This is a genomic window from Mycobacterium sp. E2989 (genome assembly GCF_001667595.1).
Classification (GTDB): domain Bacteria; phylum Actinomycetota; class Actinomycetes; order Mycobacteriales; family Mycobacteriaceae; genus Mycobacterium.
Genome location: NZ_LZJX01000126.1, coordinates 74,736 through 93,746, shown reverse-complemented (window position 1 = coordinate 93,746; position 19,011 = coordinate 74,736). Strand labels below are relative to the sequence as shown.

Here is a 19,011-nt window from a genome sequence, read left to right as displayed (position 1 = left end):
ATGCCGACTAGGCAGCTGGGGAACCTGAAAGAGATCGTCGTTGTCGGTGCCGGTGTGGCGGGCACGCGCGCGGCGGAGGCGCTGCGGCACGAGGGCTATGACGGCGCCCTGACCATCGTGGGCGCCGAGCGGCAGGCGCCTTACCATCGGCCGCCGCTGTCGAAGAAGTTTCTCACCGGCCACGTGCACCGGGCCGGTGTCGACCTGGCACCGCAATTCGATATTGGTGCGCGTGTGCTCCGCGGCGCGGCGGCGCTCAAGTTGGACCTGTCGTCGCGCGTCGTCCACGTGCATGACGACGGCCAGGACCTGCCCCTGCCGTTCGACGGACTCGTGGTGGCCACCGGGGCGGTCCCGCGCGAGTGGCCGGGCGGCCCGGTTCCGGAAGGGGTGCTATTGCTGCGCACGGTCGAAGACTGCCTGGCCATCCGGGAACGGTTGGCTTCGCGCCCTCGGGTCGTGGTGGTCGGGGGCGGGTTCATCGGCGCCGAGGTCGCCGCGAGTTGTCGGTTGATGGGCCTGGACGTCACGCTGGTCGAAAAAGCCGACAGCCCATTGCTTTCCGCGTTGGGTAAGGAGCTGGCGTCACGCTGGGCCGATTTGCATCGTCAGCATGGCGTGGACCTGCGGGTGGGCGTGGGCGTCGACGGATTCGTGGGCAACGGCCGGGTGAAAGGTGTTCGGCTCACCGACGGCTCGCAGGTTCCGGCCGACCTGGTCATCGTCGGACTCGGGGTCACCCCGGCGACCGACTGGCTGGACGGCTCCGGAGTGCGTGTCGACGACGGGGTGATCTGCGACGCCGGCGGTGTCGCGGAGGGCAGCACCTCGGACGCCCCTGTGGTTGCGGCAGGTGACGTCGCGCGCTGGTGGCACCCCCTGTACGAAAGGCACCTGCGCACCGAGCACTGGGAGGACGCGGGCCGTCAGGGTGCGACCGCGGCGCGGACATTGCTGGCGGGCCCCGAACCCGCCGAGCTCCACGCCGAACTGCCGTACTTCTGGTCCGATCAATACGACGTCAAGCTGCAAATGCTGGGCGTGCCAACGGATTACGATGCCGTCGAGATCGTCGAAGGCCATCCGGACACCTGGGAGTTCGTCGCCGCGTACGGGCGTAACGGTCGCACCATCGCGGTGCTAGCGACGATCGCGGGCCGGGTGCATGCGTATCGCGAGACCATCGAGAAGCGGGCCGAATTCCCGCCGAGCCGAGCGGATTAGCGAACCCCGGCATTCGCCGCCCGGGTAGATTTCCCGACCCGAGCGTTGCGTCGGCATGCCGCCAGCGTCCTACAATGCTCTGACCCTCCGTCAGCGACGTTAACTGGACGACAAATGCCCGAAGCGCCATATGCACCGGCCGAGGATCAGCGCATGGCCGCGGTGCGGCGCGTCGGCTTGCTGGGGACACCCGCGGAAGAGCGCTTCGACAAGCTCACGCGATTGGCCCGGCGCCTGTTCGACGTTCCGATGGCGGTCATCGACATCGTCGGCGAAAAATTGGCCTGGCTGAAGAGCGCGCAGGGGTTCGACGGAGTCGAGGGATTGCGGTGTGACTCCTACTGCCACCACGCCGTGCTCAGCGACGAAACCTTCATCGTCCGCGACGCGCGCACCGACCCGAGGGTGCACGACAGCGGCTTCGCGAACACCTGGGTCTTCTACGCCGGTGTGCCGTTGAGGTTCGAGGGGGAGCGCGTCGGCATGTTCTGCATCGGGGACACCAAGCCGCGCGATTTCGACGACGACGAGGACCGCTCGCTGCGCGACCTTGCCGCGATGGCCCAGCAGGAGCTGCAGGTCGCTCGGATGTCGGAGACGCAACTGGCGCTCGCCCGCGCCAACGACGAGCTCAAGATGAAGGCGAATGTCGATGTGCTGACCCGGCTTTGGAACCGGCGGGCCATCTTCGAGATCGCCGAGACCGAGCGGCTGAAGGCCGGCGGCCCCGCGCAACTGGCGGCCCTGCTCGTCGACATCGACCACTTCAAGAAGATCAACGACACCTATGGGCACCCAGCGGGCGACGAGGTGTTGCGCGAATGCGCGCAGCGGTTGCGGGCATCGATCAGGTCGGTGGACGCCGTCGGGCGGATCGGCGGCGAGGAGTTCCTCGTGCTCATGGCCGACGCCGAAACCGGGGACGTGGCGGGCATCGCGGAGCGGATTCGAGCTGCACAGGCCGAGTCGCCGGTTGAGTTCGACCAACACTCGATCGCGTTGACGTGCAGCGTCGGCTACGCGATCGGCGCCGCGAGCGACCCGATCGACGGGCTGGTCAGCCGTGCCGACCAGGCGCTGTATCGCGCCAAGTCCAACGGACGAAACCGGGTGGAGCCGCAGGGCATTGACCTCGGCGCCGGCAGGCCCGCGCGCCAGCGGGTGGTGCGGCGGCCGAAGGAAGTCGAGTCCTGCGGCGGATAGCCCCGCAGTCCCGATAGACGTGGCCCGCCGGCAAATCACCGGGGGGCCACGTCTATCGGCCGAGACTCATGGAACCAGAATCGTCTTTCCCCGCAGACGATTGGCGTCGGAGTCATCGTGCACCGCGGCCGCGTCGGTCAGCGGTCGGCGATCGGCAACGTCGATCACCAGCTTTCCGGCGTCGACCTGGTTGACCAGTTCGGCCAGCTGCGCGGCGTCGCTGCGGACGAACACCCGCTGCGCGTGCACCCGCCGTGCCGGGTCCTCCTCGCCGGACGTCATCGTGCCGACGTAAAACCCGCCGTCGGCGACCAGGCCGACCAGGGCCGCGGTCTGCTCCGGTGACGTGCTGACCAGGTTCAGCACCACATCGAACGGTTGCCCGGCGACCGCGAGCGGGGCGGCCGTGTAGTCGATGTAGTCGATGATCCGGTCGGCCTCGTAGCGGCGCAGCCGGGCAGCGCTGCGCGCCGACGCGGTCGCGGTGACGACGGCCCCGGCCCGCTTGGCGAGCTGGACCGCGTAGCCGCCGACCGCTCCGCCGGCACCGTTGACCAGAACGGACTGACCCGCCTTCAGGCCGGCGACCTCGAACAGAGCCTGCCACGCCGTCAATCCGACGGTCGGCAGCGCGGCTGAATCGGCCAGCGGCACCGAGTCGGGCGCGGCCGTCAGCACCTCGGCCGGGGCGAGCGCGTACTCGGCGGCGGCGCCCGGGCGGTCCAGCGGAAGCATGCCCACCACGGCGTCGCCGATCTTCCAGCCGGTTACCCCCTCGCCGAGCTCGGCGATGGTGCCCGCGACGTCGACGCCCGGTGTGTGGGGGAAGGAAATCGCGTACACCTCGGACAGGTAGCCGCCCCGGATGCCGGCATCGACCGGGTTGAACGAGGTCGCGGCCACCCGCACCAGGACCTGGCCGGGGCCGGGCACCGGCCGCTCAACCTCTTCGTATTGCAGAACCTCGCTGCCGCCGTAACGGTGGTATTGCACAGCCTTCATGGTCTTCTCCGTTTCCTAGGTGCTTCAACTTCGAAGCAGTTACGCCCCGTACAACTTGCTTCGAACTCGAAGCGATTCCGGGAACGCCGGGTGACGATCGCCACATTGCTTCAAGTTCGAAGCATTACGATGGCGGCATGGCCCCGCCCCTGAAGCCTCAGCAGATGCGCGCGTACTTCGCCCTGATGGAGGCGGTCAGCCTGCTGCAGTACGCCGTGCAGCGCCAGCTACGGGCCGAGGGGGACCTCAGCTACGTGCAGTTCGAGATCCTGGCCAAGCTCGCCGATGCCGACCGCCCGCTCACCATGACCGAGCTCGCCGACGGTGTGGTCTACAGCCGCAGCGGCCTCACCCACCAGGCCGGTCTGCTGGAGCGGGCGGGGCTGATCATCCGCGAAGCCAGCGCCGACGACCAGCGCGCCACGGTCGTGCGCAGCACCGAGAAGGGCCACGCGCGGCTTGCGAAAGTGCTGCCGGGCCACATCGACGTCGTCCGCGACATGCTGTTCGATGCGCTCTCTGGCGAGGACGTCGACGAGCTCGGCGACATCATGAGCCGCGCCCGCGATCACATGCGGGCCCGGCCGGCGCGCTCGGCCGCCTCGCGCAAGCGCCGCACCGCGTCATGAGGGTTCACCGCAGCTTCGTCCACGGCGTGCAGCCGTGCGTGATGAACTTCGCCACCGCGGGCGCCGTGAGATTCGCCGTCACCTGGGTCGTCTCAATCCCGCTGTCGGAGTTGATCATCCGGCCATCGCTGGTCCATGTGGTGAAGACACAGGCCGCTCGGTAGTCGCCCGGCTCGGCGTGGGCGACGTAGATGCCGTAGGGGAGTTGCGCGGGCACCGCGTAGGACCCGGGCCCATAGCCGCCGTCCGCGTGCGCCGGCGACCCGGCAAAACAGCCGACGATCAACGCGGGCAGGGCAATCGCGGCCGCCTGGACCAGTCGCATCGTTCGTTCCTTCGGTCGGACTCGAACTCGAGATTAAGTCCCGGCAACGACTCGGTGGAGACTGTGCCTCAACCTCACGCCGGCTGCCCAGCCGATTAGGTTTTCCTCTGAATGCGCATTACTCTTGCCCGCGGTTCTGATTGCGACTCTCCGAAAGCAGCCATGCCCATTCAGCCCACCCTGCTGCGCCGACAATCGCTGCGCAGCACCCGCTCGTCGCGGGTCGTGCCTCGCGTGAAATGCCCAATGGTCGGCCAGTGCTTCGATGTCGAGGTCACTCGCGACGCCGATGGGTGGACCATTCGGATTCCCGAGATCGGCAGGGTCACCCGCACCTTCCGCCGGAGCGCGGTGGAAATGGCCGCACGCGAATGCATCGCCACCTGGACCGGGATTCCGATCGGTTACGTGGCCGTGTACGTCGCAAGCGAGGTCGGCTAGCGCCTCACCTGCCGGCCCGTAGTGGCCAAGGTGTGTCTCGCGCGTGACCTCGCCGCGACGATGACGCGAAACCCTCATCATCATGACGGTGCTTGCGGCCATCGCGGCCCTCGCGATGGCGATGGGTGTCGGTTACTACTTCGGCCGACGCGCGGAATCGACGCCGCCAAGCTGGAAGAGCCGAACGAGCCGAATCGCCCTCGGCAGGCTGGCGTTCAGCCTGCTCGTCCTGCTCACCGCGCGCCGCGCGATGACCATGTGGGGGCCGAGGTTTGGCGTTCCGCTCGGGTTGCTCCGCGGTAGCGTTGCGCGGATCCGTTCCTACTGAGCGCAAGGACAACCATGTCAGCACTGCGGGGCAAGGTCGCGTTGGTGACCGGAGCGTCGTCGGGCCTTGGCGCCGAGACGGCCCGGCTGTTTTCCCGCCAGGGCGCAACGGTTTTCGGCATCGCCCGGGATACGGCGCGCTTGGCCGAGGTTTTCGCCGACGTCCCCGGCGGTTCGTATGCCTCGGTGGACGTCGCCTCGGCGCAGGCCTGCCGGGACGCCGTCGAGCAGTGCGTGCGCGAGACGGGTGGGCTGGACGTGCTTGTCAACATCGCCGGCCGGCACCAGATGCGCAGGACGGAGTCGATGACCGACGACGACTGGGACCAAGACCTCGCGGTCAACCTGAACGGCCCGTTTTACCTCTGCCGGGCCGCGCTGCCGCGGCTGCTCGAACGCGGCGGCAACATCGTCAACGTCAGTTCCATTGCCGGCGTCGAGGGCCAGGCGTACTCGGCCGGTTACTGCGCCGCCAAGCATGGGCTGATCGGGCTCACCCGCGCCCTGGCCGTCGAGTACACCGCGGATCGCTTGCGCGTCAACGCGATATGCCCGGGTGGCATGCTCACGCCGCAAATCGAACATTTCAGCGCGCCCGACGATCCGAATTACGACCTGATCATGCGCACCGCCTCGCCGCGCGGCATGATGCAGCCCATCGACGTGGCGAACGTGATCGCCTTTTTGGCCAGCGACGCCGCGGTGGCCGTCCACGGCGCCGTCTATCGCGTCGACAACGGCAAGGGCGCCGGCTAGCCCGCCGCCACCGGGCGGGTGCGCACCAACGTCGGCCACCAGAACCACGGCCCGAGGATCCGCAGGATGCAGGGCACGACGAACGAACGCACGATCAGCGTGTCGAGCAACAGGCCGATACACACGGTCGAACCCACCTGACCGATGGTGCGCAGATCGCTGGTGAGCATCGCCAGCATCGTGAAGGCGAAAACCAGGCCGGCCGAGGTCACCACGCCGCCCGTGCTGCCGAGGGCCCGGATCAGACCGGTGTGGATTCCACCGTGCAGTTCCTCCTTGACCCGGTTGATCAGGAGCAGGTTGTAGTCCGATCCGACCGCCACCAGGATGATGAAGGTCAGGGGTAGCACCAGCCAATGCAGGTGCAGTCCGATGAGGTGTTGCCACACGAGTATGGACAGCCCGAAGGCCCCGGCGTAGGAGAAGGCCACGGTGCCCGGAATCACCAAGGCCGCCACCAGACTTCGGGTGATGAACATCATGATCAAGAAGATGAGCACGAAGGCGGCGATCGCCGCGATCATGAGGTCGGACATCGCGTATTGCTTGATGTCCTTGTCGTTGGACCCCGAACCGCCGATGTAGATTCTGGCGCCCGCCAACGAGGTCTCTTTCAGGATCGTTTTGATCGCCTCGGGGAACTGCTCGACGTGCTCCACGCCTTCGGGGCCCATGGCGTCGCCCTCGTGGGTGACAATGAACCGCGCCGCCTTGCCGTCCGGCGACATCATCAGCTTCATCCCCGCCTTGACGTCCTCGTTGTCGAAACCCTCGTGCGGGATGTAGAAGAAGTCGTCGCTGCGAGACCTGTCGAAGTCGTTTCCGACGTTGATCAGGTCGTCGAAAGTCTGCTCGGTTTGCACGGTTTGCAGATCCGCCGACCCGTAGCTGTTGACCAGCTTCGACTGCAGCGCCTCGGTGTCGTCGGCGGTCGCCTTCAGCTGCGCGATGATCTGCGGGAAGGTCTTGTCCACCTCTTGGAGGGACACCTTCGCGTCCGCGATGTCGTCGGCCAGTTTGTCGATCTGGTCGATGGTCTCGAACAGCGAACGGAACGTCCAGCAAATGGGGATGTCGAAACAGTGCCTCTCCCAATAGAAGTAGCTCTTGATCGGACGGAAGAAGTCGTCGACGTTGGAGACCTCGTCGCGGATGTCGTCGCTGACCCGTTGCAGGTCTTCGACGGTCAGGACCGTTTGGTGCAGTTCGTCGGACACCTTCTGGAAGAAGCCGACCTCCTTGCGCAACACCTCAACCGAGTGCGCCTGGATCTCGGCCTGCGCGTCGGTGTTGGAGTTCTGCTCCCTGCTGAACGGGAGTTGTTGTCCGTTGCCGCTGCCCTGCGTGGTGAAAAGGTATGGGAGGCTGGCGTGTTCGAGCGCGCGGCCCAGGGGTCGTGTCATGCCCTGCACCATCGCCACGCCGTGCAGGCGGATCAGCGCCTTGGCGACCCGGTCCAGCGAAATGAAATCGGCCGAGTTGCGCATGTCGTGATCGGTTTCGACCATGAGCATCTCCGAGAAGAGCTTGCTCTTGGGGAAGTGTCGATCCGCGGCTTGGAAACCGAGATTGGCCGGCGCACTGGCCGGTTGATATTGCCTGTCGTCATAGTTCTGCCGGTAGGTGGGAACGAAGATCGCCCCGATCATGACGATGGCGGAACTGGCCACCAGGATCGGCACCGGCCAGCGCACCACGCTCGCTCCGATGCGCCGATAGAGACGTCCATGGGTGACGGTCCTCGGGTCGAACATCCCGAACAGGCTGCCGACGGTCAGCACCGCCGGTCCCAGCGTCATCGCCGCCGCGATGGTGAACAGCATGGTGATCGCGACGGCGGGCCCCATGGTGTGGAAGTAATTCAACCGCGCGAACGTCAAGCAGTAACACGCGCCGGCGATCGTGAGGCCGGAGCCGATGATGATGGGCGCGACGCCCTTGTACGCGATGTAGAAACTGTCCTCGCGGCTTTCACCCGCCTGGCGCGCCTCGTGATATCGGCCCATCAGGAAGATGCCGTAATCCGTTCCGGCTCCCAATGTCAGCGCGATCACGATGTTCACGGCGAATGACGACAGTTCGATGTACCCGTAATGCCCGAGCGTCGAGACGATGCCCTTCGCGACGAGCATCTCGATGAGCACGCCGAGCAAGGGGACCAGCAGGGTGGACGGGGTGCGGTAGACCAGCAACAGCATCACCACGATGAGGATGATTGTGACGATCGTGACGTTGTTCAGGCTGGCATTGGCGATGGCGAGCGTGTCGGAGGCCAGGGGAGCCGCGCCGCTCACGTAGACCTTGAGGCCCGGTGGTGGCGTGTCCTTCTTGATGATGTCGCGGACGGCGTCCACGGATTGATTGGCCTGTATCTGGCCGATGTCGCCGGCGAGACGAAGGAGCACGTAGGTGCACTTGCCGTCCACGCTTTGCGCCCCCGCGGCGGTGAACGGCTTGCCCCACAGGTCCATCACGTATTGCACGTGCCTGGTGTCGTTCTGAAGGCGGCGCATCAGGTCGTCGTAGTAACGGTGGTCCGCGTCGCCCAGCGGACGGTTCGCCTCGAACACCACCATGGTCAAGTTGGTGGAGTTGGACTCGCGGAACTTCTCGCCGATGTGCAGCAGCGCCCGCTGTGAGGGCGCGTAGTGCGGGACCATCGGTCCGGCGAGCTCTTCGGCGACCCGCTCCACTTGGGGCATAAAGGTGTTCGTGGTGACCGCGAGCAGGCCCCAGAACAAGATGATCGGTATCGCGAAGGCCCGGACCATCCTGGGCACGAAAGGGCGTTTGACCCTGGGCGCGTCGAGGCGATGCTCGGTCATGCCGACTTCACCCTGCACTCGACATCGGCGTCCTGATGGTCGTCGGACTGTTGGTCGCGGACCACGCCGTCCACCAGCATCCGGCAACTGACCTGACCGCTGCGAACGTGAACCGAGATGCTGCCGGACGCGACCGAGAGCGTCGTGGTCTCGGTGTGCGACCACGGCAGCGTCGTAAAATCGACCTGATGTGGATGACCGTCGATGTCGATGTAGACGAGCTTCCCGCCGTTGCCGGCGTTGCCGAACACCTCGTAGGTGATCCGTTTGACGTTGAACTGTTCGGGCGCCTGCGGGCCATTGACGGTGATGACCGGCTCGGGTTCCGAGAACTGGTGCACCTTGTACATGCACAGCAGCCCGACCCCGACCGCGACAACGGCGACCAGCGGCATCCAGGCCCGTCCCAAGACAGCCCTGCTGACTGAGCGAGGGCTCACTCGTTCAACTCCCCGAATCCCTCCTGACTCGCGTTCTCGCCTCGTCCCCGACCGCCCCGGCGCTTATATCAGGCTGCTTGATATAAGCAACCCCCAGACACTATCAGCACCGGGCGGCGGCGCGAACAACCGGTGTGCGGAAACTATCATCTGCCGGCCCTGTCGGCAGCGCGAAGGAACGCGGCCGTGCACTCGCGCGATGTCGCGCGGACGCACAACGAACGAATCAGGAGATCGCTTTCAGGCGCCGCTTCAACCTCGCGCTGCTGAGGATCCGCAGAGCGAGGTTCGTCGAGGTCAGCATCGGGATGACGCCGAGGAACGTGCGCTCCGACGGCGTGGCCCCATGCAGGTGGTAGAGGCTGCCGAAGACGTAAAAGCAGCCGAGCATGAACAACGCGCCGGGCAGGCAGAGCGCCATGAACGAGCCACGGTCGGCGACCACCTGCCGCGCGTAAGCCAACTCCTCCGCCGACATCGGTTCGCGTTTGCGCAACTTGCGCACAACCGTTCTGGCGCTTCCGATCTCTTCGCTCATCGGAGTCGGTGGTCGCCTCTCCAGCCTGCGCACGAACACGGCGGCGATGGCGGCCAGCGCCAACGCCAGCGCCAGGGCGACGACGGTCAGCAGACCGAATAGTCCCTCAGTCACAATCCACCCCCACAGTCACCGTTTCCGCCCGTTGACCACGTCGCGGAGGACCAGCCCGACGAGGAATGCGAGGCCGACCGGCACCAAAACCTTGAAGACGGCCGAGGCGTGGCTGTAGAGCAATCCGTAGGCGATCGCCCCGATCACCACCATGGCGAGCAGGATGCCGCGGTTGATCCGGTCCGTTCTCATTGGCAGAACCTTACTTCTCGGTCGACGGGCCGGCGCGGCGCCGGGATGTCAGAACCCGAAGTCGCCGCCGCCGCCGGAATCCGAGCCGCCACCGAAGTCGGATCCGCCGCCGAAGTCCGAGCCGCCGCCGGAATCCCAGCCGCCGCCGAAGCCCACGTCGCCGCCCCCGGAGTCCCAGCCGCCGCCGAAGCCCACGTCGCCACCGCCGGAGTACGAGGCGTCGTTGAACCCGACGTCGGCTTGCTGGCTGTCGTAACCGGCGCTTTGGCCGCCGTCGAAGTTGGCGTCGGCGTAAGCCGAGTCCCGGCCGGCCTCGAAGCCGCTCTCGTAGCTCCCACCCCAGTGGTTGTCCAGCAGCGCATCCATCAGCAGGACGTCGGTGAGCGCCCAGCCCCAACCCGGGCCCCAGAACGCGTAGGGGTAATACCCGGGGTAGAAGAACATCCCGTTGTAGTAGCCACCGCCGTAATAGTGCGGGTAACCCGGCTGCGGGGTGGTGCTGTAGTTGTTGTTGTTGATCGTCACGTACTCACCGGTGCTCGGGTCCTTCGTCCGCACCGAGGCCTGCTTGCGGTCGTCCGCCGGCACCGAGCGCACGGCGGAAGTGTTGGGTCGCCCGAGCTTTTGGTTGGCTTTGGCCACCGTCGACTCCACCACCCACAGGTGTGCCCGCGCCGCGCCGTAGTCGCCCTTTTCATAAGCCTGTCGGGCGTCATACAGGCTGGCGTTGGCCTTGGTCGACTCGGCGCTGACGTCCGTTTCGTCGTCGGTCAGCACCGCGTTGTCCAGGTCGCCGACATCCGCCGTGGCCCGGATCAACTCCTGCTTGACTTGCTCGCGCGCCTGTGCGTCCTTGCGCCGCTTACTGTTTCGGCTGACCGCGAACCAGATCAAGCCGGCCACGCTCAAGGCCACGGCGATGAACGCCAGCATGGTCCACAGCCACGCCCAGCGGTTCGGCTCGGCCTGCGTCGCCGGTGAGGTCGTCGTATGCGCACCGGCGGGCACATCCACGCTGGCCAACCTGCTGACGAATTGACTGGTCGCGCCGTACGGGTCGTTTCGGTGGTCGGTGGCCGACTGGCTGAGCATCGGGTCGACGTTGTCCGCGATCACCCGTGGCACGTTGTAGGCGCGCACGTGGTAGCCCTTGGAGTCGATGACCAGGATGATCCCGCTGAACGAGGCATCGCGACCGAGGATGACTTTGTGGATGGCGTCCGGCGTGGTCACACCGGTCTGGTTCGGCGCCACCGCGGCCACCCAGATCGGCGGCCGGGAACTCCACGTCCACCGGCTGGCGAAAATCTGGTCGTTCAGCCGGTCGGGGTTCTGCAGCGGCGGATTCGCCGCCGGGTCGGCCACCACGTGCGTCTGGGCGTTGAACTTGTTCACCAGCTGATCGGTGTAGGTGTCGGCCGACGCGGGCGGCGCGAGCAGCATCGTCAGCGCCAGGATCAGCGGGGCGATAACGAGACCGCGAATTCGTAGGGTCACTTTCCTCCTGCCAGGGGTCGTTACGTCGATCCTTGCGGTGGACTCCGAAAACGTCCACTGCCGGCGCACGTATGTCACCGGGGCGACGCCCGTCGTCGACGTCGGCGGGTGGTTGACCGCCGGCGGCGTGCCGGATTTCCCCGGCTGCAGCTAGGCCTTGACGGGCGCGAGGTATCCGCGGGGGAGCACCGAGAAATCCACACAGGCGGCGGCCAAGACGTCGCCCAGGATCGGATGGACCGGCGCGGCCAGTGTGAGCATCGCGCCGGCCGATGGTGCCTTCAGGGTGGCGACGTTGTAGTTGGTCAGCAACTGGATCGCATCGGATGCCACGTCGCTCCATCCGGTGTGAACGGTCATCAGGGTGAGGACGCCGAGCGCCTCGCCGGACGGCGACAACAGGCGATGATGCCAGGCGTTGTCGGCCTTGTGTCCGGTGTGCGGCTCCACCACAGCGAGCACGGTGCCGCCACCGTCTTCCAGGCGTGCGGCGCCGTCGGCGGGGACGATCTTGCCCACCGGCGTGTTCCCGTTGGTGATGGTTGTGGTTGCGGCCACCGCGATCTTGAGTTCGTCACCGGTGGCTGCGGACAGCGTGTACTCGCTCTTTCCCCCGTTCTTGAAGCCCAATAGCACCGCGGCGCCGCCCTTCTGCTGGGCGCGCCCGAGTTCGGTGCCTTCCGGGGTGGCGAGCTCCACCCGCAGGGCGTTGGATACCGCCCGGGTCACGCGCGCGAGGACGACCGTGGCATTGCCGAGGATTGGCATGGCGAGAGCCTAGGCCCGGGCGCGGCGATTATCAGCCGATTTCTCAGATCTTGACGGTCAGCGGCCACACGTTCCAGATGTCGTCGCAATACTCGGTGATGGCCCGGTCCGACGAGAACTTGCCGCTGCGAGCGGTGTTCAGGATGGACATCCTCGTCCACGACTCCCTGTCCTGCCACGCGGCGCTCACCCGCTCCTGGCAGTTCACGTAGGACGCGTAGTCGGCGCACACCAGGAACGGGTCGTCGTGGCGCAGGTTGTCCACCAGCGGCCGGAACACCTCGGTGTCACCGCGCGAAAATGTGCCGCCGGCAATCAGATCCAGCACCGCGGCCAGTTCCTCGTTGCCGTCGATGTAGTCCGCCGGCCGGTACCCGGCCGCCTTGACCGCCTGCACCTCCTGCTCGGTCAGGCCGAACAAGAAGAAGTTCTCCGACCCCACCTCGTCGCGCATCTCGACGTTGGCGCCGTCAAGGGTGCCGACGGTCAGGGCGCCGTTGATCATGAACTTCATGTTCCCGGTGCCGGACGCCTCCTTGCCCGCGGTCGAGATCTGTTCGGACAGATCGGCTGCCGGGTAGATCATGTGGGCGTTCTGCACATTGAAGTTCGGTACGAACGCCACCTTGAGGACCCGGTTGACGTCCGGGTCGGCGTTGACCGTCTCACCAACGGCGTTGATCAGCTTGATGATTCGCTTCGCGAGGAAGTAGCCCGGAGCGGCCTTGCCGCCGAAGATGAAGGCGCGCTGCGGAATCGACAGGCCGGGGTTTTGTTTGAGCCGGTGATAAAGCGCCACGATGTGCAATACGTTCAGGTGCTGCCGCTTGTACTCGTGGATGCGCTTGACCTGGACGTCGAACATCCAGTCCGGGTTGAGCTCGACGCCGGCCACCGAGCCGATGTAACGAGCCAGGCGCGCTTTGTTGTTGCGCTTGATGTCGCGCCACTCCCGGCGGAAGGAGGCGTCCTCGACGAACGGCTCCAGGCCGCGCAGGCGCCCGAGGTCGGTCAGCCAGCCGTCACCGACGGTGCGGTCCAGCAGTTCGCGGAGCCCCGGATTGGCAAGCGCCAGGAAGCGGCGCGGGGTCACGCCGTTGGTCTTGTTGCTGAACCGCTCCGGCCACATCTCGTAGAAGTCCTTGAGCACACTGCTTTTCAGGAGTTCCGAGTGCAGTGCGGCCACACCGTTGATGGCGTGGCTGCCCACGGTGGCCAGGTGCGCCATTCGGACGAACTTGCCGCCGTTCTCGCCGATGAGCGACATCCGGCTGACGCGCTCCTCGTCACCGGGGAACCGGGCGCGCACCTCGTCGAGGAACCGGCGGTTGATCTCGTAGATGATCTCGAGGTGGCGCGGTAGCGATTCCGCGAACAGCTCGAGGGGCCAGGTCTCCAGCGCCTCGGGCAGCAGGGTGTGGTTGGTGTAGCCGAACGTCGCGACCGTGATCTCCCACGCCTCGTCCCAGTCCAGCTGGCGCTCGTCGACCAGCAGCCGCATGAGCTCGGCGACACCGATCGAGGGATGGGTGTCGTTGAGCTGCACGGCAAACCGCTGCGGAAGCTCCTTGACGGAGACGTCGGCGAGGTCGTCCATGATGTGCAGCACATGCTGCAGGGAGCAGGACACGAAGAAGTACTGCTGCAGCAGGCGCAGCTGTTTGCCCGCCTCCGGCTCGTCGTTGGGATAGAGCACCTTGGTGACGGTTTCCGACATGACCTCGTCTTCGACCGCCCCGTAGTAGTCGCCGGTGTTGAAGGCTTCCAACGCGAAGGACTTGACGGCGCGCGCGCTCCACAACGTCAGTACGTTGCAGGTGTTCACGCCGTAACCCTGGATGGGCGTGTCGTAGGCGACGCCCTTGAGCGCCCGGCCCGGCACCCACCGGACTCGGTCGTGGCCGGCCTCGTCGGTGTAGTGGGCGGCGTACCCGCCCCACTTCACCAAGTAGTTGACGTCGGGTTTGGCTATCTCCCAAGGGTTTCCGTGGTCCAGCCAGTTGTCGGTCTGCTCGACCTGCCAGCCGTCGTGGATCTCCTGGTCGAAGATGCCGAACTCGTAGCGGATTCCGTACCCGATCGCCGGCCGCTCCAGGGTGGCCAGCGAGTCGAGATAGCACGCGGCCAGCCGGCCGAGGCCGCCGTTGCCCAGTCCGGGCTCCTCCTCACACGCCAGGACGGTGTCCAGATTCTGGCCCATCGCCGCCAGCGCGTCGCGGGCCGCGCGCTCCATGCCGAGGTTCAACAGGTTGTTGCCCAGTTGCGGGCCCATCAGGAATTCCGCGGACAGGTAACAGGTCACCTTGCGGCCGAGGTCGAGCGAGGTCTGCGTCGATACCACCCGGCGGTCCTGCATGCGGTCGCGCACCGCCAGCGCGAGGGCCCGGTAGTAGTGCTCGGGCCGCCGGGCCGCGGCCGGGCGCCCGATCGAGTAGCGCAGATGATCGTTGATGGCCCGCTGCAACGCGGCCGCGCTCATCCCGGTGCGGGAATGCTCGACGAGGTCTGCCCGCGTGGGGGTGCCGGGCGAGATTCCGTCGGAGGGGGTCTGCTCGACATCGGTCATGGTGAGTCCTACTCCCTCGGAGCTGCCGCGGCACCGCACCGATTGTTCGGGGTGAGAGACCGCAAGTCTGGCAGCGATGTTTGCACATCAGGCGCGCAGTTGAAGGCTGTTGAGTAAACGCAAGCTCACCAGCGGGCGACGAAGCGGCGTTGGGACTAGCCGTCACGACGGGACGCGCCCGCCGGTGGCCGCCCGCGCCCAGCCTCAATGCGCGCCGGACAGGTTCAGGGTGACCACGCCGGCGATGATCAATCCGACCCCGACGACCTTGGTGAGCGACACCGGAGAGCCGAGAAACAGCACGGCGATGAGCACGATGAGGGCGGTGCCAATCGCCGACCACAACGCGTAGGCGACGTCTGTCTGCATGCCGCGCGCGATCGCCAGCGCCAAGAGCGCGAAGGAGACGGCGTAGCCGGTCAGGCATATCACGGTCGGCCACAGCCGGGTGAAGCCTTCCGTGCTCTTGAGCAGGCTGGTCGCCATCACTTCCGCAAAGATGGCGCAGAGCAGAAACAGATAGGTCAAGACGCCTCCTTGCTGACGGAAGTACACGTATCTGTGTACAGCAGGTGTCGTGGAAGGATTGCGCCGCATGACGTTTCCCGCGCATCGTTTGCGGTTCGACGTCGGCGACGTGATCGGGGAGCGGGCGTCGCCTCCGGCGCCGGCTGCTCGACTGGCCGGGACTGGACCGTAACCTCTGAACCGTGACAAAGGATTTCGACCGGCGCCTGGGGCGCCACACCCCGGCGGTACTGAGCGCGTTCCGGTTCGTCTACGGCCTGCTCTTCGCCGCGTACGGCTCGAGGAGCCTGTTCGATTGGCCCGTCCCATCGCCGGTCCATGTCGGTTTCGGCTCCTGGCCCGGCTGGTACGCCGGGCTGATCGAAATCGTCACGGGCCTGCTCATCGCCGCCGGGCTATTCACCCGCGCCGCCGCGTTCCTGGCGTCGGGGCAGATGGCGGTGGCCTATTTCTGGATGCATCAACCGCAAGCGCTCTGGCCCGTGGCCGATCCCCCGGCGGGCAACGGCGGGGCACTGGCCATCCTGTTCTGCTTCGCCTTCTTCCTGCTGGTCTTCGCGGGCGGCGGGAGCTATTCGCTGGATGCGTTGCGCCGGTCCGCGCTTCCCCTGCACCCGCGATAATGGCATTCTCTGATACGGAGAAGCCATTTCCGTAGGAGGTCGAGGATGAGCGCTGACCAACGGTGCGCCGGGATGGTGGCCCTCGTCACCGGCAGCAGCCGCGGACTGGGCAAGGCGATCGCCGCGCGGCTCGCCGCGCGCGGTGCCACTGTGGCGCTGACCGCCCGCACGATGGACCCCGACCCCAAGTACCAGGGGTCACTCGGCGAAACCCGGGACGAGATCGTGGCCGCGGGCGGGAAGGCGGTCGCGGTGCAGGCCGACCTCTCCCGATCCGAGGAACGGGAACGGCTTTTCGCCGAGGTGGTCAGCGCCGTCGGCGCACCGGACATCCTGGTCAACAACGCCGCGGTGACCTTTCTGCGGCCCCTGGACGGGTTCCCCGAACGGCGGGTCCGGCTGATGCTGGAAATGCATGTCCTCGGCCCGCTACAGCTGAGCCAGCTGGCGATCCCCGCCATGCGCGAGCGCGGCAGGGGCTGGATCCTGAATCTGACCTCCGTGGGCGGTGACCTGCCGGCGGGGCCGCCGTTCTCCGAATTCGACCGCACCGCGGGCTTCGGCGTCTACGGGACGGTCAAGGCCGCGCTCAACCGGTTGACGAAAAGCCTTGCGGCCGAGCTGTACGACGACGGGATCGCCGTCAACGCCGCCGCCCCCACCAATCCCGTGGCCACGCCCGGGGCGGGACTGCTCGACCTGGCGAAGATCGACACCGAGGACATCGAACTGATCACCGAGACCGCGTTCCGGTTATGTACCGGTGATCCGAAAACCCTGACCGGTCGCATCGCACAGACGCAGCCCTTCCTCGCCGAGGTCGGGTGGACCAAGCCCGCCGGCTGAATGGCCGAGCTGGACCCGGACGAACTGCGGCGGCGACTGGCCGGCGCCGGCGTCACCGGTGTCGCCCCGCTGTCGGGGGGCGCCTCCAGCCTGACGTTCCAGGGCACCCGCGACGGCCGCCCGGTGGTGATCAAGGTCGCCCCGCCCGGCGTCGAACCGGTCGCACACCGCGACGTGCTGCGCCAGGCCAGCATCATGAAAGCCCTTGCCGGCAGCGCGGTACCGGTGCCCGAGGTGCTGTGGGAGGACCCCGGGGCCCCGCCGCACACGCCGCCGTTGTTCGTGATGTCGCGCGTCGAAGGCGACTGTGCCGAGCCGCTTTTCGACGACTGTGCGGATGCTCCCGACCTTGCCGAGCGGTACCGCAACGCGTGCCGGGCGATGGCCGCCCTGCACAGCCTGCGGCCGAACGAGCTCGGCCTGACCGGTGAGCCGGTGATCGATGCGGCCGGCGAAGTCCGGCGATGGTCGGAAACGCTGCAGACCGTCGATGCGGCCTTGGTGCCGGATTGGCCGCGGGTGCGTGACGAGTTATTGGGTTGCGCGCCAATGGCGATGCGTCCGAGCGTCGTGCACGGTGATTTCCGGCTGGGCAACCTGGTGGCGGCCGGATCCCGCATCAACGCGGTAATCGACTGGGAGATCTGGTCAATCGGTGATCCACGGATCGACGCGGGCTGGTTCCTGATCAACTGCGACCCGTCCACGTACCGACGCGTTGCGGTTGCGGCGGCCACGGTGCCGCCCGTGGCCGAGCTCGCGGGGATCTACCGAGACGAGCTGGGCCTCGACGTCACCGACCTGGCTTGGTTCAGGGCGCTGGCGTGCTTCAAGTCGGCGGCGACGTGGGCGCTGATCGTCAAGCACAATCGGCGGCGGGCTTCCCCCCGAGCCGAATTGGAAGCGATGGCGGCAACGCTGCCGCGGTTGCTGGATCGGGCGCGGTCACTACTGGATTGACGGGCACCCGATCAGCTGCAGTTGGCGTGCAGATTCTGGCACCACATTCCGACGCCACCCCAGTCGCCCGACGAGCCGACTGAATCTTCGTATGGGTTGGTCATTGTGGTGGGGTACTGGATCTGCCATTCGTCGATCGTGGGGATGTCGTCCACCTGGCCCGGGTCCGGAGACGCCAGCGCCGTACCGGTGCCAACCGTCAGGCCCGCGACGAGCAGCGAACCCGCGACGAGCAGACCGGCGCACCTGCGAAGCATCATCGCGGCCCTTTCGTCGTCTGCCCGAACTGCGAACGATTCTACCTCCGCCCCTATATCGCATAAGAGTCACAAACACACAACAACTTCCATCGGCCGTCCAGCAAATTTCGCGACCCGAAACGGCCGGTGCGTACGTTGGCGTGCGTGAGGCCGGTAGCCGTGGTCGTTCGTCGCGCGCTGGTGGTCGCTGTTTGCCTCGTCATGTCGGTGGTCACGGCTCCCGCGGCGGCCGCCGATCCGGATGACGGTCCCGAGATCGAGCCCGCCGCCGCAGCGTCGGCACCGGCCGGGGGAGCGGTGCCCTCGAACCCCCCCGTCACCCTCAACACTCCCGACGGCTGGACCCTGGGGCTGGGCGCGAAGGACGAGATGCAAGTGCCGGTGGCACCGCTGACCACCTCCATAGCGTCGCGCGAATACATGGCTAGTGGCATCTTCGTCGGCTCGCTGAAAGGACCGGAGGAGCCGCACGGAATCCTGGAGGTGGGCTATCAGATCGGCTGCGGGATCGACATGAGCACATCCAACGGCGTGATCATGGAAGGTGGTGCCGGCATCATCCCGGGCGTCAGCCCGACGTTCGACACCACCGGAACATTGCCGCCCCTGCTGCCGTTCGTTTCGACTCCGATGAACGGCGTGATGAGCATCGGCATGAAACCCGGCCTCGTCCTCACGGTCCCGGTGATCAAGAAGAATTTCAAGGGTGCGAATCCCTGGGTGATGATCAGCAACTTCCACATCAAGATCGACGGCTGCGTGGGCCAGTCGTTCATCCGCTCCTACGCGGTGCTGACGCGCATGACCGATCTGTCCGACGTGGTGCTGTCCTACGTCGGCGTCACCAAATCGGTCTGAGGCCAATGGTGGCGACCCGCGTCGCCCGGCTCCGCCGCGCTAGCGATCGCCACGGGCCAATGGTGGCGACCCGCGTCGCCCGGCTCCGC

21 protein-coding genes are annotated in these 19,011 nt (G+C 66.6%); 10 read left to right on the top strand and 11 right to left on the bottom strand.

The annotated features are described in order from the left end of the window. Both A5680_RS23060 and A5680_RS23055 read left to right on the top strand, forming a co-directional pair. A complete protein-coding gene (locus tag A5680_RS23060) occupies positions 1-1,224 on the top strand; it encodes an NAD(P)/FAD-dependent oxidoreductase (protein ID WP_067823563.1) in 1,224 nt (407 codons plus the stop codon). A 153-nt stretch (positions 1,225-1,377) separates the two neighbouring features. After that, positions 1,378-2,427, top strand: coding sequence for a sensor domain-containing diguanylate cyclase (locus A5680_RS23055; RefSeq protein WP_197285994.1), 1,050 nt, complete (start codon positions 1,378-1,380; stop codon positions 2,425-2,427). 66 nt (positions 2,428-2,493) lie between these two features. Here A5680_RS23055 and A5680_RS23050 read toward each other — a convergent pair whose 3' ends face one another. After that, entirely contained in the window at positions 2,494-3,429 is a 936-nt protein-coding gene (locus tag A5680_RS23050) for an NADP-dependent oxidoreductase (protein WP_067823560.1), read from the bottom strand. 137 nt (positions 3,430-3,566) lie between these two features. On the opposite strand from A5680_RS23050, the gene A5680_RS23045 reads away from it, so the two are divergent. Then, positions 3,567-4,058: a MarR family winged helix-turn-helix transcriptional regulator gene (locus tag A5680_RS23045; RefSeq protein WP_055403783.1), complete on the top strand. Its 492-nt coding sequence runs from the start codon at positions 3,567-3,569 to the stop codon at positions 4,056-4,058. Positions 4,059-4,062: 4 nt separating this feature from the next. Here A5680_RS23045 and A5680_RS23040 read toward each other — a convergent pair whose 3' ends face one another. Next, positions 4,063-4,383, bottom strand: coding sequence for a hypothetical protein (locus tag A5680_RS23040; RefSeq protein WP_067823557.1), 321 nt, complete (start codon positions 4,381-4,383; stop codon positions 4,063-4,065). Positions 4,384-4,629: 246 nt separating this feature from the next. Between A5680_RS23040 and A5680_RS23035 the strand changes: the two genes are divergently transcribed. From A5680_RS23035 to A5680_RS23025, 3 genes are all read left to right on the top strand, one after another. Continuing rightward, the gene (locus A5680_RS23035; protein ID WP_067823689.1) at positions 4,630-4,824 is read left to right on the top strand and encodes a long chain fatty acid-CoA synthetase Faa4p; all 195 of its coding nucleotides are present in this window, start codon (positions 4,630-4,632) and stop codon (positions 4,822-4,824) included. Positions 4,825-4,906: 82 nt separating this feature from the next. After that, entirely contained in the window at positions 4,907-5,152 is a 246-nt protein-coding gene (locus tag A5680_RS23030) for a hypothetical protein (RefSeq protein ID WP_067823553.1), read from the top strand. Between the two features lie 14 nt (positions 5,153-5,166). Further along, on the top strand, positions 5,167-5,907 hold the full coding sequence (locus tag A5680_RS23025; protein ID WP_067823549.1) for an SDR family NAD(P)-dependent oxidoreductase: 741 nt from the start codon (positions 5,167-5,169) through the stop codon (positions 5,905-5,907). Here the strand turns inward: A5680_RS23025 and A5680_RS23020 are convergent. The 8 genes from A5680_RS23020 to A5680_RS22990 form a co-directional block, all read right to left on the bottom strand. After that, positions 5,904-8,732, bottom strand: coding sequence for an RND family transporter (locus tag A5680_RS23020; protein WP_067823546.1), 2,829 nt, complete (start codon positions 8,730-8,732; stop codon positions 5,904-5,906). The two genes, A5680_RS23025 and A5680_RS23020, sit on opposite strands and share 4 nt — an antisense overlap. Continuing rightward, entirely contained in the window at positions 8,729-9,127 is a 399-nt protein-coding gene (locus A5680_RS23015) for an MmpS family transport accessory protein (protein ID WP_067823687.1), read from the bottom strand. The genes A5680_RS23020 and A5680_RS23015 overlap by 4 nt, the downstream gene beginning before the upstream one ends. Before the next feature lie 271 nt (positions 9,128-9,398). Continuing rightward, complete coding sequence (locus A5680_RS23010) at positions 9,399-9,824, bottom strand: hypothetical protein (RefSeq protein ID WP_067823543.1); 426 nt, start codon at positions 9,822-9,824, stop codon at positions 9,399-9,401. Positions 9,825-9,839: 15 nt separating this feature from the next. Further along, the gene (locus A5680_RS26115; RefSeq protein ID WP_197281305.1) at positions 9,840-10,016 is read right to left on the bottom strand and encodes a hypothetical protein; all 177 of its coding nucleotides are present in this window, start codon (positions 10,014-10,016) and stop codon (positions 9,840-9,842) included. A 48-nt stretch (positions 10,017-10,064) separates the two neighbouring features. After that, on the bottom strand, positions 10,065-11,513 hold the full coding sequence (locus A5680_RS23005; RefSeq protein WP_067823540.1) for a hypothetical protein: 1,449 nt from the start codon (positions 11,511-11,513) through the stop codon (positions 10,065-10,067). A 150-nt stretch (positions 11,514-11,663) separates the two neighbouring features. Next, positions 11,664-12,281 (bottom strand): hypothetical protein, encoded by a 618-nt coding sequence (locus A5680_RS23000; protein WP_055404810.1) that lies wholly within the window; start codon positions 12,279-12,281, stop codon positions 11,664-11,666. Positions 12,282-12,324: 43 nt separating this feature from the next. Further along, the gene (locus A5680_RS22995) at positions 12,325-14,760 is read right to left on the bottom strand and encodes a glycogen/starch/alpha-glucan phosphorylase (RefSeq protein ID WP_067823682.1); all 2,436 of its coding nucleotides are present in this window, start codon (positions 14,758-14,760) and stop codon (positions 12,325-12,327) included. Positions 14,761-15,051: 291 nt separating this feature from the next. Then, a complete protein-coding gene (locus A5680_RS22990; RefSeq protein ID WP_082970469.1) occupies positions 15,052-15,375 on the bottom strand; it encodes a multidrug efflux SMR transporter in 324 nt (107 codons plus the stop codon). Positions 15,376-15,557: 182 nt separating this feature from the next. Here A5680_RS22990 and A5680_RS22985 point away from each other — a divergent pair, with 182 nt between their 5' ends. The 3 genes from A5680_RS22985 to A5680_RS22975 are packed head-to-tail and all read left to right on the top strand — an operon-like array spanning position 15,558 to position 17,804. Next, positions 15,558-15,998, top strand: a complete 441-nt coding sequence (locus A5680_RS22985; protein WP_055404808.1) for a DoxX family protein — start codon at positions 15,558-15,560, stop codon at positions 15,996-15,998. Between the two features lie 45 nt (positions 15,999-16,043). After that, positions 16,044-16,844 carry an SDR family NAD(P)-dependent oxidoreductase gene (locus tag A5680_RS22980; protein WP_067823537.1) on the top strand — a complete coding sequence of 267 codons (801 nt, stop codon included), beginning with the start codon at positions 16,044-16,046 and terminating at the stop codon, positions 16,842-16,844. Beyond that, the gene (locus A5680_RS22975) at positions 16,845-17,804 is read left to right on the top strand and encodes a phosphotransferase family protein (RefSeq protein ID WP_067823534.1); all 960 of its coding nucleotides are present in this window, start codon (positions 16,845-16,847) and stop codon (positions 17,802-17,804) included. Between the two features lie 11 nt (positions 17,805-17,815). On the opposite strand, the gene A5680_RS22970 is transcribed toward A5680_RS22975, so the two are convergent. Further along, positions 17,816-18,064 carry a hypothetical protein gene (locus tag A5680_RS22970; protein WP_055404805.1) on the bottom strand — a complete coding sequence of 83 codons (249 nt, stop codon included), beginning with the start codon at positions 18,062-18,064 and terminating at the stop codon, positions 17,816-17,818. Positions 18,065-18,265: 201 nt separating this feature from the next. Between A5680_RS22970 and A5680_RS22965 the strand changes: the two genes are divergently transcribed. Beyond that, on the top strand, positions 18,266-18,922 hold the full coding sequence (locus tag A5680_RS22965; RefSeq protein WP_067823531.1) for an MspA family porin: 657 nt from the start codon (positions 18,266-18,268) through the stop codon (positions 18,920-18,922). Positions 18,923-19,011: the final 89 nt, after the last annotated feature.